The sequence below is a fragment of the Bacillus cereus group sp. MG9 genome (assembly GCF_040459995.1).
GTDB classification, from domain to species: domain Bacteria; phylum Bacillota; class Bacilli; order Bacillales; family Bacillaceae_G; genus Bacillus_A; species Bacillus_A mycoides.
Genome location: NZ_JARVHC010000001.1, coordinates 5133356 through 5151303, shown reverse-complemented (window position 1 = coordinate 5151303; position 17948 = coordinate 5133356). Strand labels below are relative to the sequence as shown.

Genomic DNA, 17948 nt, shown 5'->3' with positions numbered 1-17948 from the left:
AGTTTCACTTTATACGCCAAGTAATTCTTTTAGTTCGTCGGTTGATAGTTCGGTCATCCAACTATCGCTTGTAATGACGGCGTTGTTTAATGATTGTTTTCGTTCTAACATTTCATCAATCTTCTCTTCAAGTGTTCCCGTTGTAATAAGCTTATGAACGTGAACGAAGCGTTTTTGACCGATGCGATAAGCACGGTCTGTTGCTTGGTTTTCTACAGCTGGATTCCACCAACGGTCATAGTGAATGACATGGTTGGCGGCAGTTAAGTTTAATCCTGTTCCGCCGGCCTTTAACGATAAGATGAAGATGTCATACGTTCCGTTTTGGAACTGCTCAATCATCTTGTCACGCTCTTTCTTCGGTACGCTCCCGTTTAAGAAGAGGACGCGCTGACCGAATGTTTCTTCTAACATACTTTTTAGCATGTTCCCCATGCCAATGTACTGAGTGAAGATTAAGCAACTTTCATTTTGGTCTTTTATATTTTCGATGAGCTCCATTACCGTTTTTGTTTTCATAGAGCGCTCGACGATATTTTGTGGTTCTTCTTCTTTCAAATAAAGGGCTGGGTGATTACAAATTTGTTTTAGCTTGTTCAGCATAAGTAATATAAATCCGCGTCTTTCAATTCCGCTTAATCCTTCTACATTTTGTAATGTATCTTGAACAAGTTGTTCATATAAGGAAGCTTGTTCGCCAGTTAGTGGACAATAAGCTTTCTGTTCTTGTTTATCTGGTAAGTTTAATGCGACCGTTTGATCTTTCTTCGTACGACGCAGTAAAAACGGCGAGATAAACCGCTGAACTTGCTGGATTTTTCCTTCATCGCGGTCCTTTTCAATCGGTGTGACGAAGCGACGCTGGAATTGTCCTAAGCTTCCGAGATACCCATGATTGATAAAGTCGAAAATAGACCAAAGCTCAGCAAGTCGGTTTTCCATCGGTGTACCGGTTAAAGCAATTTTGTGATTTGCTTGTAGGTTTCTTACTGCTTTCGACTGTTTCGTATGTGGGTTTTTTATATTTTGTGCTTCGTCTAAAATAACAGCGTCCCAGCATAACGTACTAAGTTCTTCTTCATCAAGCTGAGCTAATGCATAAGAAGTTAATATAACATCTGCTGATTGAAGAAAATCTTTAAATGACTCATCCTTAGATCGGTTACTTCCATAGTGTAACTGAACACGTAAGCTTGGTGCGAAACGCTCAAATTCTTTTTGCCAATTTCCAAGGACTGATGTTGGTGCCACAATTAATGCAGGACCTGTTTGGAGATTGTTTTCTTTAGCGTATAGTAAGTAAGTTATCGTTTGAATACTTTTTCCGAGTCCCATATCATCGGCTAATAACGCTCCAAATCCAAGCTTTCGTAAGTATAGTAACCACTCAACACCGTGTTGTTGATATGGGCGGAGTGTTGCTTGTAGCGAAGATGGTACATCTACTTTTGGAATATCTCCAATGTGTAGAAGTTTTTGGAAAAGCTCTTCGTAATATCCATCTAGCTCGATTTCAATATCGGTAAACGGACTATCGTCTTCTACAATTTCTGTTTCTGCCGTATTAGATAAATGTTGCTGCAACACATCTTTCATTTCAAGTCCATATTTATCGGCACGGTGCATTAGTTTTTTTACTTCTTCAATAAAGGCAGGATCAAGTCTCATCCATTGACCATTTAAATTGAAAAGACGTTTGTTTTGTTCAACGAGTTCGAAAAATTCGCTTTCTGATAAATCAATTCCGTCCGTTGAAATGCGCCAGTCGAAATTAACGAGCGTATTCATGCCGAAGAAAGACTGTGTTTGTGCTGTACTTTGCTTCAGCTGTACACGCAACCTCGGTTTTGTTGCTTTTAAATTTTGCCACCATGATGGTAGTAAAATTGTAATGCCTGCTGCCAGTAATTCATTACTTGCTTCGGTTAAGAAGTTCCAAGCTTCCGTTTCAAAGAGTTCTTCTCGGAACTTGTCGTCCTCTTTTAGCCACGGTACGAGCTTACTGAATCCTTCTTGTGTTTCAAGGATACGTTCTTCGTAATCGTGCCATCGTTTTGGTAAGGAATCGATACTTTCATATACATATATGCGATGTGCACCACGTTTTGGTGTAACGATTGTTTCAAGCTTCCACATTTCAAGTTCTTCTTGTGGTTCTTGTAGTCTTAAGCCGACTGTAAATGGAAGATCATCTTCAATGTAACCAATTTTTCGAAGCCAATCCTCTTCATGTAGTGCTGCTTCCAATTGCCTTTTCGTAAAGTCGTAATGTTCGTATAGTCTCTTTGCATCTTCCCATCCGTCATTTGAGCGAGCATCTTGCAAAATACTTTCGTTCACAGCGGCAGAGAAAAGAGATGCTAACATGTCATCTTCAATTGAAGTATTCTGAACTTTCCAAGATGGCTGCTGAGACCAATGCTTCATGTCAGGTGCGAAGCTGCCGCTGACGAAAGCGTCCCATAATTCACTTGCGTCCTTTGTAAGTGCCGTAATAGGACCGTTCATTTGCATATTTGCAAATGAATTCATCGGTTTATTTGCGATGTATTCAAATGCCTGTGCATTCGTTAACATAACGCCTTGTTTTCCCTCATACGTTGCTTCTTTTAAAAACGTTCCGTAGAAAGAAGTAGAGTGCCATGCGAATGCATTTTTTTTCCAAGTTGCTACGGATAAGAGCGTACCGCTATCATCTTCTCCCCAAAGGAACCAACCTTGACTAACGTGCTGGAGCCTAATTGTTACTTCAGTTTGTATGATCATCGATTAATTTTCCTCTCCGTAATTCCTCTTGTAGTGCACGCAGACGTGAATGTAAGTTAGCGATATGAATAATGAAAGCATCCCATTCATCAGTTCGCTTCAGTCGTTTATAAAGCATACGTAATTTCTTTAAGTAACGAACGGCACGTTTATATGATTTGCGATTTCGCTCTTCAATTGCTTCCATTGCAGCATGGTGATAAAGAGGAAGTGCTGCTTCGGGCGCTTCTTTTTCAATATCTTTCAATGGTTCTTTCAAAAGTTCGATTACTTCGAATCCATATAAGAGCTGAAGTTCCGTCCATGCATGGTATTGTTTCTTCGCAAGTACATATTGTTCATAATTTGTGAAACTATACGGTAATAGTTCTTGTAAAATCATTTCTAATCCCGCTTGTTCATTCGTATGTGTTGCATATGTCTCATACATCATCACAAATAATCGAACGATATCTTGTATGAAGACGGTATTTTCTTGTTCCGTTATCGTTTCCTTTACTTGTTTATAAGTAAAGGAAAGCCAATCTTTCCCGCGGTCCCACTCCATCGCACTTAATAACTCTTCTAACCAATAGAAGTAAAGGCTCACAACAGAAGAAGGCTGTTTTTCCAGTAATTCCATTGCCGATACATCTTCACCGTTTAAAAAGAGCAGGTGAGAAGATGCTAATGCTTTGGAAAGTGGATTGATTTTAGTATCGATTCGTTTTTTTTCTTCTTGTAGCTGCTCCTCTGTTCTTAACAGTTCACCCCATACGTGACGATAAATGAAGAATCGCTCTTGTGTATAGGCATCGGTAGAGAAGAATGATTCATGTATGAGCCGCGCTGTTTCTTCTAAAATCGGTTTGGATTCTTCTGGAATCGCCTCTGTTTTTAGGTCCCTAACGGTAGATTCAACTTTATCAACGAATAGGCGAACGACGTTAACTGGTTGGTGATAAGAATATAGTTTGTTTGCTTCAAATTCTTGAATTTCTTCTAATAATTTTTGAAAGCAATAAAGTGCCGCGTGCAACTTAAATAATTCATGAATAGCAACGATGCGCGGAGCTTTCCGTTCTAATTTTGTATAGAAGTCTGTAAAAAGACTCATAAGAAAATACATTTGTTTATAAGTGAGCCGCGCTTGTTCTTTTTTAAATGATTCATATTCATTTTCAAAGTATGTTTGCCAACTTTTATAATCCATTTCTTCAAAAGCTGATGATTGCAATACTTGTCGTGCAGTTCGAATAGGAGGAAGAGAAGGTTTTGTATTATTTTTGAATAAAGTTAATACATCTCCTACTTGCCCAAAACTAGAAGCTGCAGATAGTAACACAGCAAGCATATGCTGACATTGCGTCGGCGCGAAGCAATCGCAATAGCTTTCAGTGACATTACGAATCGGGATGTGAACGCTATATACACTGCCTTCAGCATTTACAGTTCCGGATAGCGTATAGCCATCAAAGTCAACGTTATAGACAACACCACTACGATATAGTTGCCGAGCTGTAGCGACATGCTCTTGATCAGCAACTTGCTGTGGATCAAGTCCTTGAACGAACTCATTCGCAATCATCATAATTTCATCTTTCGTAATTGAGTCTTGCAGCATAATATTCCTCCGTACACAGATTTCTTTCCTTTACCATTATAAACAAAAAATGCTCAAAACAGAAAAAATGAAATTCTAATTACACAATTAGAAAATCATGGTAATATATATAATGTTAATTTTGTATATTACTATGTAATTAAAAGGAGAGAATTTGTTTGTCAGATTTACAATCGAAGTTTGGTAATGGCATGAATAAGTTGCAAGAGGGAATTGAGCAAGGCAAGATGAAGTTGCAAGTAGCACAGGAAATGGCACAATTAAAGAAGATTACACAAGAGAAGTTACAAGAAAAAACTGAAATTTTACTTGAACTTGGTCAAACGGTATATATGCAACTTCGTGATGATGAAGTTCGAATAGATTTGTTGAAAGCTATTGTAGCACCAGTGCAAGAGCTTGATGTTGCTATTTATAACACGCGCAGACAAATTTCTAATTTACAGAGACAAGAACAAAAAGGACAGTGTAGTTGCGGTGGTCCATTATCATTAAATGATAAATTTTGCGGGCAGTGCGGTAAAGAAAATGAGTTACTCCTTCAATCAAAAAATATTGAAAAAGAAGCATGTTCTTCATGTGGTGAACAAATTGCAACGGAAGCTACATTCTGTCCAGCATGTGGTATGAAGCAAAGTAAGGAGTGAGGAACATGTATTGTAAAATTTGCGGTTTAGAACAGCCGGAGGCAGTAAACTATTGTACACATGACGGCTCAAGTACGGATAGTATAGATAGCCATGTTATGTTAGTCCCGCAATCTTCGAAGTATTGCCGAACATGTGGACAGGAAAGTAAAGAATATGCTACATATTGTGAGAAATGCGGTGATTCTTTATTAGGAGTCGCCCAAAAAGAATCGAACATGAAATTACCAAATGCAGGAGCACAATTACATGTAAATGCATCAGGAAGTATGCTGAAAAAAGGATTATTCGGTGGTGCTTTTGCAATTGTATGTATGTTCATTGCAGGCTTCATTGGCAGTTTAATAATAGATTCTGCTATAAATGATGTAGTGGAGACAGCGGTTAGAAATACGGATGGTATGTTGAATATGACTACCATTAATCAATCATTTATTGGTATAGCACCATTAATTTTAATGTGTCATTTAATAGGTATTGAAATTAGCGGGAGCGGGGCATACACGATGTCATTCCTTCTTCATATGCCATTATTCATCTTGGTAACTATTCCGGCACTTATATTAGGTGGAAGTGGATTTTTTGTTGAAAGAAAAAAACCTTCAATTAGTTGGCGAGAGAAGTTCATGACATCATGTGTAATTGGCATGATATACGGTATTTTCTTATGTATTGTAAGCTTTATGGCAAGTTCTTCTACATCTATTTCTTATTTCTATCAAACGATGACTATTGATGTTGTATATTCTCATGTTGTTAGTTTATTGTTTGGTATTATATTTGGCCTATTATTCAGCTTTATTGGTATGAGTATTGAAGCAGGACCACATCGTATGCTTTCTTCTACTAGTCAGTTTGTCCCGTATGTAACGTCTATTTATTATAGTATAGTGACTGTTTTGAAAGGACTACTTATTACATTTGGTATTATACTTATTACGATTTTATTTAGTAGTTCAAAATCAATGGGTCCAATTGATTTTCCAGAGAAGGCGTATAAAGTATTACTTTCTTTAGAAGCAACACCTTTCATGTGGAATATGGCCCACCTTTCTCCAACTGAAATTGAGTGGGGAAATATGGAGAGAGAAATGCATAGATATTCAGTCGAAAAAGGGCCACTGCATGTATCGTATATGTCAGGCATATCAATACAGGGTACATCTTTAAAAGACCTGGAAATCGCTAATGGTGCTAGTGCTGATCGTATAAAAGATATTGATGATTTTAATTCGTATTTACATTGGTGGGGATTATTAATTCTTCTACCATGTATTCTACTAGTTAGGGCTGGAATGAAATTGGCTCAATATCGTATGCGAAATATGTACGTAACTATAGCAGTGTTTAGTGCTGTTTATACAGTGATGATGCTTTGTGTAAATGGATTAGCAAAAATTCATATTACAGCTTCAGGAAGTAAGGAAATTATGAAGGAGTTCGCTGGGATTTCTGGACCGATATTATCTATTCAAAGTAACACGCTATATTTAATAGTAGGTAGTTTTCTTATTTCTTACGTATTAACATTCGCGGGTATGAAATTAGTGAAAAAATAAGGGGGAGAAATACTTGAAGTTTTGTGGAACATGCAATAAACAAGTTGCGGATCATTTGAACTTTTGTCCTGATTGCGGAAGTAAAGTAGAAGAAATTGCTGATCAAACAGCTTCTTCTCACTCAGAAATGCGTAGAGAAACAAAGTCAGTGAAAAGTAAGAAGAACATGTTTTTACTTATAGGTTTTGTCATTGTTTTTGCTATTTTGTTTGGCGCATATAAATTCGGTGCGAGCAAGTTTTCGAAGGAAAAGCAAGTAAATGCAATGATTGAAGCATTCCAAAATAAAGATGTGAATGCAATCGATGAGATTTTGAAAGTAGACGATCCAACCTTAAAGGTTAAGACAGAAGATATTAAGGCGTATATCCGTTATTTAAAAGAGAATCCTTCTTATAATAAAGAACTGTTATCATATTTGCAAAGAGAGACAGTAGATCAAAAGTTAGCAAGTGATAAAGCATCTTTTAAAGATGGGAAAATTATAGAAGACGGGAAAGAATGGTTCTTGTATCCGAAGTATAAGTTCAGCATGAAGTCGTATTACATGAATGTTAGCACAACTGCAAAGAATGCTGAAATATATGTGAATGATAAAAAAGAAACAGAGCTTTCTAGTGATAAAACTTCGAAAGAATTAGGTCCATACTTCCCGGGTGCTTATGTTGTAAAGGCAAAGGCGAAGACGGAACTTGCTGAATTAGAGACAGAAAAAGAAGTGGATTTAGCAGATGAAAAGAATGGGACAGTAGAAGTGAATTTATCACTTGAAGGAAATTATGTAACCATTTCATCTGATGAAAATGATGCAACTGTATTTGTTAATGGCAAGAAACGTGGAAAGTTAAATTACGGAAGTTATAAACTTGGTCCTGTACCAACGGATGAAACGGTAGAAGTACATTTAGAGAAAAACGCTGAATTTGGTGTGATGAAATCTGAAATTATTAAAGTTGGAGATCAAAGTACATATTACTTAAAGTTCCCAAAAGAAGCTTCTAGTTCAGCGGTTGGAGATTTTGTACAAAATCATATTTATAATAACGTGCGTGCAATTGCATTAAACGATTTTAGTTTAATTGAAAATGATTATGATAAGAGCGGGAAATCGTATAAGGAAGACCGTGATTACTTACAATATCTACACAAAAAAGGAATTACAGAAGATTTATTGACAATGAATATTCGCAATGTAGAACGTCAAAGTGCAACGAAATATAAAGTAACGACATATGAAGAATATCATATTCGTTACGGTGACGGCTCTGTAAAATTCAAGAGCTTTAATAATGACCATATCGTTACTGTTAATGGAAATGGAAAGATATTGTACCATTCTCTTGGAGCGAATAATACGCTGAAATCAGAGGAAGTATCTGGTCCGACTCGTTAATATAAGAAAGAGGCTGTTCAATTTTGAACAGCCTCTTTCTTTAGGTAGCTTGCCGTTATTGTCAATCTTTGTCGGTAAATCGATATTCCATGTTGAACCGTTGATATAATTTTCTCTACTCGTGTTCATGAAGGGAAAGTAAAAAGGATATCACCTAGTTGGAAAATTCTACTAGATGATATCCTTTTTTGCAATTAGAAGCGGGCTTCCTTTAATATCGCTTGTACATATGGATCATTTAATATTTGCTTTATGAGCGGTAGCATTTCTTGCTCGAATGGAATATCAATAGGGAATGGCTTTTGAGAGCCTGGTTTTATTCCGTATTGTACGAGTTTGTAATGTGTATTTTCTTCAGACTTGAGCACAATTAATTTATAGCGATTGTCATCGTTTGTTAGTGAGAAGTCAATTGCGATTGCATCATATGTTATATCATCTTTATATATGTACGGTTTTGGTGTACCGACCCAGTCTACCTTAGCTTGTAAATTCATGGACGTCACCTCCTTATATGTATTATATAAAAAATAAAAGCCAGCTCTCAATAAAGAGAACCGGCTGTAATTTAGCAGTCATTGGTTATTTTAAAATTTTCACTTTAACAGTTTTGCGTCCCCATTTTTGAGCAGCGCTATCTGATCCAAGTAGAATGTCGATACGGTTACCTTTAATTGCACCGCCAGTATCACCAGCGATAGCTTCTCCATAACCTTCTACCCATACTTTAGATCCTAATGGGATTACTTTTGGGTCAACAGCGATCATTTTCATGTTTGGGTTCGCTGTTAGGTCATGACCCATTGCAGTTAATACACGGCCGCCGTATGTGCCACCGTTTTCGCTCGGATGAGCTGTATATGCTGTAGCTACAACTGTTAACTCACGACCATTAGAAGGTTCGCTAGTTTCAGCAGCTTTCACAGCAGGCTTAGCAGCTGTTTTTACTGGTGCAGGTGCTTGTGCCTTAGCTGGTGCTTGAGCAGGAGCAGGCGTTTCTTGTTTCTCAATAACAGGTGCTGTACCTGTTAAGAAAGGAACATGAACATAAGCCGTTTTCCCGTTATATTCAAATTGTAACCACTCATTTTGTACTTGGTTCGTTGTTTCGATCATATCGTCTTTCTTAAGCGTTCCAAGAATTTCTGAGTTTGTGTTCGCTTCAGCACGTACATTTAATACGTTAGCTGTTACATAGTAAGAGTTCTTTGTAAACTCTGCACTTACGAATGCGTCTTTACCATCTAATTTGATTTGTGACCATCCGTTTTCTGTATTTAGAACATCTAATTTATGACCATTCTGTAATTTACCGACAACTTTTGATTCAGTAGTAGGGTTTTCTCGTACGTTTAGTACGTCTGTTGTTACAACAGTTTCTGCATTAGCAGATGCGGTGAAAATCCCAAGACCAAAAACTGCTGCTGTTGCTATTCCAATTAATTTTTTCATGATAGCCTCCATTGCGTTTGTTTTCGTGTCCTCATTATAGCAACAGATTTTTTCGGATTTTGGGAAAACACACAATTACAAACCATTCGTAATAAGTCGTTAACACTTTGTAATATAGCTAGAATGAGAGGAAAGCGTTTTTCATTCCATATAATTAGTAGGTTTCTAGTTATATTCAAAATATTTAATACAACATATTTTTTTCGGTGTAAATAAAAATATTACAGGGGTGTTACATAATGATTACTATACAGTTACATTCCTTGAGTATTTTCCCGTTTTATGGGTAATATAGTTATATAAACATAAACATCTCGTTTGTGAAGTTATAAACACGCGCTATATACTAGCAAAAAACCGCATAATTGTTACAAGAAGAGAGGGTTGTAAAGAATAAATCTGCCCTTTTTTAAAACTGTAACACATCCTTTTTTGGGAAAATCTCTTCCCATCCGCATTTTTCTCACACAATTTGACAGTAGTATTCCAATCTTGTAGCTCTTGCAGAGTGGAAAGGTTGTACGGAAGGTAAGGCTGTCCATAAGAACTCTAATTGGTGAAGGCAAACTTGAGAGAGCCGAAAGAAAATCACCACAAAAAACTATGGTTTTCTATCCGATTTAACATATCGGAATTTATGATTTTTACAAGAAATGAAACATACGAAGGGGGATTTGATGAGGAAACTGACGAAAACATTTATTGTCTCATTAACATTATGTATTGCATTTACACTTTGGGGGATTATTCCCGAATCTATTATTGGAAAAGGTAGCTTAGGAAATGTAACGACTGTAATTCAAGCTGCGTTAGTTAGTAAGTTTGGATGGTTCTATATTATTTCCGTTTCTATTTTCTTAGGAATTGCTATTTTCTTAATTGTTTCTAAGTACGGTTCGATTCGTTTAGGTAAAGATGATGATGAACCTGATTATAGTTATATGACATGGTTTGCTATGTTATTTAGTGCCGGTATGGGAATCGGTTTGGTTTTCTGGGGTGTCGCAGAACCGATGAACCATTTATACACACCTCCGTTTGGAGAGAGTGCGACTGAAGAGAGTGCACGCCTTGCACTTCGTTTCTCATTTTTCCATTGGGGATTACATCCGTGGGGATTATATGCACTTGTAGCATTATGTATTGCGTATTTTACATTTAGAAAAGGAAGAGCAAGTACAATTAGTGCGACAGTGGGTCCGCTATTTAAAGGCGGTGAACATGGCCGTATTGCCCATATGTTTGATGTTCTAGCTGTATTTGCGACAGTATTTGGTGTGGCGACATCATTAGGACTTGGGGCAAAGCAAATTGCGGGTGGTGTTAGTTATTTAACATCCATTCCAAACTCATTATCGACACAGCTAGTAATCATCGGAATTGTAACTGTTCTTTATATGCTATCTGCGCAAACGGGACTCGATAAAGGAATTAAATATTTAAGTAATGCGAATATTATTTTAGCGTTTGCACTTATGATAATTGTATTATTTGCAGGTCCAACAAACTTTATTATGAATTATTTCACTTCAACAATCGGTTCCTACATTCAAGAATTGCCGAGTATGAGTTTCCGTTTAAGTCCATTAAATGAAGGCGGAAATCAATGGATTCAGTCATGGACAATTTTCTACTGGGCATGGTGGATTGCATGGTCACCATTCGTAGGTACGTTTATTGCTCGTGTGTCACGCGGGCGTACAATTCGTGAATTTGTTGTTGGTGTGTTACTCGTACCAACAGTAATTGGTGCGCTTTGGTTCTCTGTTTTCGGAGGAACAGGTATTCACATGGAGCTATTTGATGGTGCAAATATATATGGACAAATTAAAGAAATGGGCACAGAAGTAGGATTGTTTGCTATGTTAGACCAGATGGGTAGTATGGGACCGGGTTTATGTGTGTTAGCTATTTTACTTATTTCAACATTCTTTATTACATCGGCAGACTCTGCTACGTTTGTTCTAGCGATGTTAACGACAGATGGTAGCTTAAACCCACCAAATCGTATTAAAATGGTTTGGGGTATTGTTCTAGCGGCGTTAGCTTCGATCTTATTGTATGTCGGAGGATTAGAGGCGCTGCAAACTGCTTCGATTATTGCGGCCTTCCCGTTCGTATTTGTTATTTTCTTTATGATTGCAGCACTATTTAAAGAGTTGCAAAAAGAAGGACGTATGAAACAACATTAATAATAGAAGAAAAAAATTATGTATATATAAATAGTATTAGGACTGCCGACATTCGGCAGTCCTTTTTCACTGTTCTATACTATTGTAGGAAAAGCATTACTTTGTTGCGGAATACTATAGATATCGGTAATTTAAAAAGAAAAATCGATATAGTTCGACATTATCCGATGTTTTACACATTATATTCATATTTTTGACAAAAATATGTCGGAAATGTGTTGTCACTTTTATGTATATGTGCTATATTATTTCCTGTAAGCGATTTCAAATAGTTTTAAAGCGCATTCAAGGGGGACAACTAGAATAATGAAACGTTACGAAAGAAAGTGGAAGCATATTTGTTTGAAACGTGTGGCACATCGAAATGCCCAAGAAAGCACGGAACCAAAGACTGAAACTCGTAAAGAGCATCAAGAGAAGCAATTGGTTCTACAAAAATAGCAATCACTTTTTCGTATATAAATGAAGGTCGATCGTTCGTTGGGGGATGGACGTGAAATAACTTTCAGCTAAGGGGTATTGTCTGATATATATAGTATTACGGTAAAAAATAAGCACAGAGCATACGGCGCTCTGTGCTTATTTTTTAATGAAATCTATTTTTCTTTTTTAAATCGTACTGTTTTATCCCAACCAATTACTTGTTTCTTGCTCTTTGCACGTAAGTAAAGAATGAGACTGCGAATAAACAAATACGTAAAGAGCTGTGCGTACGTAAAGTACATAATGACGCTTATGAAAATATTGGTCGGTGTAAAGGTTCGTTCGACGCTCTGAGCACTAAATAATTGAGAAACATATGTAATATATGCGACATACCACATAAATAGTAATGGAATGCTATATTGAATTTGGAATATGCCGAGCAGTCCAATTATAAACCAAACGTTTGAAATGATTAGGAATAGCCAAAATACGACATACACTAAAACTTGTTGTAAGGAATGGACGAGAAGTTTCCCTTTAAAAAAGCTTAATGAAGAAAACATTTTTTCTAAAATGTATAAGTTTCCTTGAAGCCAACGTGTCCGCTGTTTTATAAGAATTTTTAAATGTTCAGGTTCTTGTTCCCATGTAATCGATTCCGGGACGATTGGTAAGAGATAGCCCTTTTGGGTAATTCTTAATGTTAATTCAGCATCCTCTGCAATTGCATAAGGATCATAGCCGCCAAGTTCTTCTAATGCGGAACGACGAAGAAGCATGTTTGTTCCGGTTAGTGAACCTGTTTGGAATAATAGCCAGCGTCCAGATTGCATAAGGAGCTGGAAAATCTGAAATTCTAATGAAATCATTCGTGTAAGCCAGTTTCTTTTCTCATTTACTGTACGAACGTGTCCAACTGCTCCAACGGCATCCTTTGTTGTTTCAGCATGTTCTACGAGCATTCGCAGTGCATGTGGTTCAGGTTGATTATCTGCATCGTAAACACAGAAATATTCACCATCCGAAATGCTAAGGCCGTAGTTTAATACACGCGATTTTCCTTTCGGTTCGCCAGGTGGTACACGAATGTGATGAATATGAGCATAAGCTTTGTCGAAATCATCGCCAATTTCAGGTGTTTCATCTTGAGAGTTATCGTTTAATAAATAAACGTTTAGTTTGCCTGGGTATTCAATCTTTGCCATTGCTTCTAATGTATCTTTAATAACCACCCCTTCATTATGGGCAGGTATTAAAATATCTACACTTGGATAATGTTCTAGCGTACGATCTTTTCGCTTACTATTTCGATGAATTAAGCCTGCGAGTGTTAAGAGAGAGTAGTAAACGAGTAGGCCTGAGAATAGAAAGGCAGTAAAAATAAGTACATATTTGATTGAAAATGTGATGCTAATCCAAAATACGAGTACGCAAAACAGAAGGAATAAAAGGAGTATAACGAGTGTCATCATAATAATGTCTGTCCTTTTGTCGTGATTTGTTCTCGTTTTATTTTAATGTCTTGAATTGCTTCAGCAGCAAGCCATTGCTCCATTTTTGGATGTAGACGGTTCATTACAATGTCAGCACCGGCTTCATTTGTATTTTGTAATAAAATGACTAATGTGTTGCTGTCATATTCAGCAGCAAGGTCAAAGTCAGTTCTGATTGTATTAACTAATAATGAAGCTACACGATCCATGACACTTTCCTTCGTATATTTACTAAAGGAAGTGAAATCGAAGAAAATGATAATGCCTGTTTCATTACGACGATTCATCGCAGTTGTTAATAATGCTTGTCGTCTTTCGAATTCTTGTCTTGTTAATAATTTTGATTCTCCAATGTATTGCTCAAGCACTCTCACTCGTTCAGTTAACTCTTTATTTTTAAGGATAACCTTTTTTAATAGGTGGGCTGAAATATAAACAATGAAGAAGTTAGCTGCCATCAGGAAGTGGGTAATAATATATTCCCATTGATCTGATGTACTCCATAAGTGAAGCCATGCTTGATAAAATAAATAGAATACTGAAATGATTGTTCCTAGTATGAAGAAAATAAATGCTGTTTTATCAGCTAAAAATAGGAATAGTACATTTATGATGACATATATAATTGTAAAAATGAGCGCGTGCTCATATTTCGTCACATGTACAGTAGTAAAATAAAATAAAATTTGTAAAATCCACATAGAGAGGACTTTATAGGACTTATCTTTCACGAAACGTTCCTCCTTAAAGCTAATTCGTGCTGGATATTTGTAGTATGCACAATTATTAAGAAATGGACCATGTAGCTGGAAGTCTTTTTTTAGTGAGCGACATCAGGTAGTATCCCTCTTGTACAAGAAAAAATAAACAGACATACATACTAATTATTGTAACATAGCGTCTATACATCTATACATAAAGTATTTAATATATATAAAAATTATATTTATGTTATATAAAAAAGCCTCCTCTTTAAAAGAGGAGACTTTACATGAGTCTATAGGAACATCATACCTGCGACTGCTGCGTTTAAGAAGTTCGCTAGTGTACCAGCGATAACTGCTTTAATCCCTAATTGTGCAATTTGTTTACGGCGAGTAGGAGCTAACGTTCCAGTTACACCTAATTGAATTGCAATAGAAGAGAAGTTTGCGAATCCACAGATTGCGAATGTTAAAATCAGATTTGTTTTTGCAGAGAACTCTGCCATATGTGGTCCTAAGTTTGCATATGCAACGAATTCGTTGATTGCAAGTTTTTGACCGATAAAGCTTGCTGCTTGTATAGCTTCACCTGGAGAAACCCCGATTAAGATTGCAAATGGTGATAATAAGTAACCGAAGATTAAATCTAGGCTAAGTTTAATATCGAACCAAGAACCAACCAATCCTAGTAATCCATTTAATAAAGCGATTAATGCGATGAAAGCCATTAACATTGCTGCTACGTTAATAACAAGTTGCATACCTTCAGATGCACCACGTGCAGCTGCATCAATAACGTTTGCGTCTTCACGTTCTGTAGAAAGCTCAACGTTATTATCTACTTCTTCTGTTTCTGGCATAATTAGTTTTGCAATTAATAAACTTGATGGAGCTGCCATAATTGCTGCTGCTAATAAGTGTTCTAACGGAATTCCCATCGCTGCATAGCCGACAAGAACTGACCCGGCAACAGCTGTCATACCACTTACCATAATAGTGAAGAATTCACTGTTAGTTAAACGTGCTAAGTATGGTTTAATTAAAATTGGTGCCTCAGTTTGTCCTAAAAATACAGTTGTTACTGAGTTTAAACTTTCTGCTTTTGAAGTTCCAAGAAGTTTACTTAATGCACCACCAACGACACTAACAAATTTCTGCATAATACCGAAATGATATAAGATTGCTACTAATGAACTAATAAATACAATTGGAAGTAGTGCTTGAATAAAGAAGACAAATCCCCAAGGGCCTTTTGCGTTGACTAAATCCCCAGCAACGAACTTAATTCCCTCGTAAGAAAAATTAATTAATCCTTGAACACCATCAGCAGCGTATTTTAAACCTGCTTTTCCGGCATCCCATCGTAATACGATAAATGAAAATGACATTTGTAATGCTAGCGCGATTAAAATTGTGCGCCAATTAATAGCTTTGCGGTTGGAAGATAGTAAGAAAGCAATTGCTAATACTCCAATCACACCGCCAATTCCCCATAAAACATTCATGCAGTGTATGCTCCTTCCTCATAGTAAAAAAGTGTATAAACCAGTTGTCTATACTTTTGCGAATATAACATCTTAAGTAACTTATCATAATGGACATCGGAGGTCAAACGTCTAACGAAAAGTTTAAATAAAAAGAAAATTCTTTGAAAAAACACATATAAAATGAATAGACATGAAATATGTTATGTTTTTTGTTGAAATATATTCATTATGATAACGTTTTGGACAATTTTTATAGAATATAGTGTATGAAATAGGAGAATGAACGCATAATTTTTTCGTAGAGAGAATGAAAGGGGATTACTATGTTGAGTCTTTTAAAAAGAGCCTTCTAGTAAACTAGAAGGCTCTGAAACTATAACTTAAGGTGCTTTCGTATACCCTAAGAAATGGCTTTTCCAATAAGAGTTGTTTAATGAAGCGATTGCTACACCTTTATCTCCAGATTGGATGAATGATCCCCCGCCAAGGTAGATACCCATGTGAGAAGGACCTGCTTTATAAGTATCTTTGAAATAAATTAAGTCTCCAGGTTGTGGACTTGAAGTTTGTGGTAAGCTGCTCCAATATCCAGCAACACTTTGGCGGCTAATGTTATGACCAAATTTCTTAAATACGTGGTAGATATAACCACTGCAGTCAACACCGTTAGCAGAAGTACCGCCCCAAACGTATGGTACGCCTTGCATTGATTTTGCATATGCAAGTATGGAAGAACTGTCACCGCTATTATTGCCTGTATTATTGTTGTTATTGTTGTTATTGTTTTGATTGTTATTTTGGTTGTCGTTAGGCTTATTATCTACTGCGCCACCAACTGGTGTTTTAGAAAGGTAACGTGTTCCGATGTAACCAGTTTGACCATTGTAGTTAATTTTGCTCCATCCAGAGTTTTCAGAGATTACTTGAACCTTCTGTCCTTGTGGAAGTGCGCCTATGATTCTATAATTTGTACCTTCGCCGCTACGTACATTTAGTGCAGAAGCATTAATGTAGTAGTCACCAATTGCACCTTGTTCAGGTTGTTTCGGTTGTTCAGGAGTAGCAGTGCCACCTTTGACGAATTTTACAAATTCGCTACTAACATAGCCTGTTTTTCCTTGGTAGTTTACTTTAAACCAGCCGTTTTCAGATCCGACTACGTTTAATGTTGTGCCATTTAACACGCCGCCAATTACACTATGGTAAGCAGCAGGGCCTGTACGAACACGTAGAGATGTTGCGTTAACAACGTAAGTACCACCAGTTTGAATAGTTCCATTATTATTTTGCTCTTGGTTGTTACCTTGATTGACGTTTTCGTTAGAACCGCCTTTTGTTACGTAGTCCTTGCTTAAGTAAGCTGTTTGTCCTGCGTAATTGATTTTGAACCAATCTTGAACTTCGCCTACAACTTGTACTACTTGTCCTTGTTTAACAGAACCTACAGTTGGATGAGAAGTGCTAGGGCCTGTACGAACGCGAAGGGAAGATACATTTACTGTATAGTTTCCACTTGCTGGTTGAACAGTTGCTTCATTGTTACTATTGTTGTTATTGCTTGTAGAGCCAGTATTTGAAGAAGCGCCTGATACAAATTGGCTACTAACATAACCAGTTTGTCCGTTATGGTTGATTTTCACCCAACCATTTTCTTCTCCAATTACGTTTAAAGTTTGTCCTTCATATACACGTCCTGAAACAGAACTAGAAGTGTTAGGAGCTGTACGAACACGTAATACATCAGCAGTAACTTTATTGTTTCCACCTGTACTTACATTGTTATTTGGTTTTGCACCATTTTTTGATACAAATTCGCCGCTAACATAGCCTGTTTGTCCATTATGGTTAATTTTGAACCAACCATTTTCTTCTCCAATTACGTTTAATGATTGACCATTATAAACGCGAGAGATAACGTCGTGAGAAGTACTTGATCCTGCACGAACATGTAGTACGCTAGCATTCACCGTATATGATGAACTGTTTGATGCGGAAGCTTGGACAGTTTGTGTAGCAGCTTTTTGTTCAGGGGCAGCTTGAACGCTATCAAGTGTAGGGGCTGCTCCTCCTGCTACAGACACTGCCGCAAGACCGGCAAGGTATTTTTTCATAATTTGTCGATTCCTTTCTGTCTGTAATGTAGTGAAGAAATATTTACCAACTGTTAAAAATTCTAAAGAGCATGTCGATTACTGTCAAGACTTATGTGGTAATCTGAATATGACA

General features: G+C 36.9%; 13 protein-coding genes. 5 read left to right on the top strand and 8 right to left on the bottom strand.

The features are described from left to right. Nucleotides 1-9 precede the first annotated feature (9 nt). The gene (locus QCI77_RS26575) at nt 10-2766 is read right to left on the bottom strand and encodes a DEAD/DEAH box helicase (RefSeq protein WP_002129993.1); all 2757 of its coding nucleotides are present in this window, start codon (nt 2764-2766) and stop codon (nt 10-12) included. After that, complete coding sequence (locus QCI77_RS26570; protein WP_002129991.1) at nt 2750-4369, bottom strand: SWIM zinc finger family protein; 1620 nt, start codon at nt 4367-4369, stop codon at nt 2750-2752. Before QCI77_RS26570 ends, QCI77_RS26575 begins: the two co-directional genes overlap by 17 nt. Before the next feature lie 158 nt (nt 4370-4527). On the opposite strand from QCI77_RS26570, the gene QCI77_RS26565 reads away from it, so the two are divergent. The 3 genes from QCI77_RS26565 to QCI77_RS26555 are packed head-to-tail and all read left to right on the top strand — an operon-like array spanning nt 4528 to nt 7968. After that, nucleotides 4528-5016 (top strand): zinc ribbon domain-containing protein, encoded by a 489-nt coding sequence (locus QCI77_RS26565; protein ID WP_002034798.1) that lies wholly within the window; start codon nt 4528-4530, stop codon nt 5014-5016. Nucleotides 5017-5021: 5 nt separating this feature from the next. Further along, nucleotides 5022-6575 carry a hypothetical protein gene (locus tag QCI77_RS26560; protein WP_353825681.1) on the top strand — a complete coding sequence of 518 codons (1554 nt, stop codon included), beginning with the start codon at nt 5022-5024 and terminating at the stop codon, nt 6573-6575. Between the two features lie 13 nt (nt 6576-6588). Continuing rightward, nucleotides 6589-7968 (top strand): zinc ribbon domain-containing protein, encoded by a 1380-nt coding sequence (locus tag QCI77_RS26555; RefSeq protein ID WP_353825680.1) that lies wholly within the window; start codon nt 6589-6591, stop codon nt 7966-7968. Between the two features lie 194 nt (nt 7969-8162). On the opposite strand, the gene QCI77_RS26550 is transcribed toward QCI77_RS26555, so the two are convergent. Together QCI77_RS26550 and QCI77_RS26545 are read right to left on the bottom strand one after the other, a co-directional pair. Continuing rightward, nucleotides 8163-8465 (bottom strand): DUF3910 family protein, encoded by a 303-nt coding sequence (locus tag QCI77_RS26550; protein WP_002089663.1) that lies wholly within the window; start codon nt 8463-8465, stop codon nt 8163-8165. An 85-nt stretch (nt 8466-8550) separates the two neighbouring features. Continuing rightward, the gene (locus QCI77_RS26545) at nt 8551-9420 is read right to left on the bottom strand and encodes a cell wall-binding protein EntA (RefSeq protein ID WP_237684693.1); all 870 of its coding nucleotides are present in this window, start codon (nt 9418-9420) and stop codon (nt 8551-8553) included. Nucleotides 9421-10097: 677 nt separating this feature from the next. Here QCI77_RS26545 and opuD point away from each other — a divergent pair. Both opuD and QCI77_RS26535 read left to right on the top strand, forming a co-directional pair. Continuing rightward, complete coding sequence (gene opuD, locus QCI77_RS26540) at nt 10098-11612, top strand: glycine betaine transporter OpuD (protein WP_353825679.1); 1515 nt, start codon at nt 10098-10100, stop codon at nt 11610-11612. 306 nt (nt 11613-11918) lie between these two features. Beyond that, nucleotides 11919-12053, top strand: coding sequence for a hypothetical protein (locus QCI77_RS26535; protein WP_002068447.1), 135 nt, complete (start codon nt 11919-11921; stop codon nt 12051-12053). A 155-nt stretch (nt 12054-12208) separates the two neighbouring features. On the opposite strand, the gene QCI77_RS26530 is transcribed toward QCI77_RS26535, so the two are convergent. The 4 genes from QCI77_RS26530 to QCI77_RS26515 form a co-directional block, all read right to left on the bottom strand. Further along, on the bottom strand, nt 12209-13510 hold the full coding sequence (locus QCI77_RS26530) for a glycosyltransferase family 2 protein (RefSeq protein WP_002129979.1): 1302 nt from the start codon (nt 13508-13510) through the stop codon (nt 12209-12211). Beyond that, the gene (locus QCI77_RS26525; RefSeq protein ID WP_113770763.1) at nt 13507-14262 is read right to left on the bottom strand and encodes a PleD family two-component system response regulator; all 756 of its coding nucleotides are present in this window, start codon (nt 14260-14262) and stop codon (nt 13507-13509) included. The genes QCI77_RS26530 and QCI77_RS26525 overlap by 4 nt, the downstream gene beginning before the upstream one ends. A 266-nt stretch (nt 14263-14528) precedes the next feature. After that, complete coding sequence (locus QCI77_RS26520; protein WP_113770762.1) at nt 14529-15740, bottom strand: NupC/NupG family nucleoside CNT transporter; 1212 nt, start codon at nt 15738-15740, stop codon at nt 14529-14531. Nucleotides 15741-16102: 362 nt separating this feature from the next. Further along, nucleotides 16103-17833, bottom strand: coding sequence for a C40 family peptidase (locus QCI77_RS26515; protein WP_353825678.1), 1731 nt, complete (start codon nt 17831-17833; stop codon nt 16103-16105). Between the last annotated feature and the right edge of the window lie 115 nt (nt 17834-17948).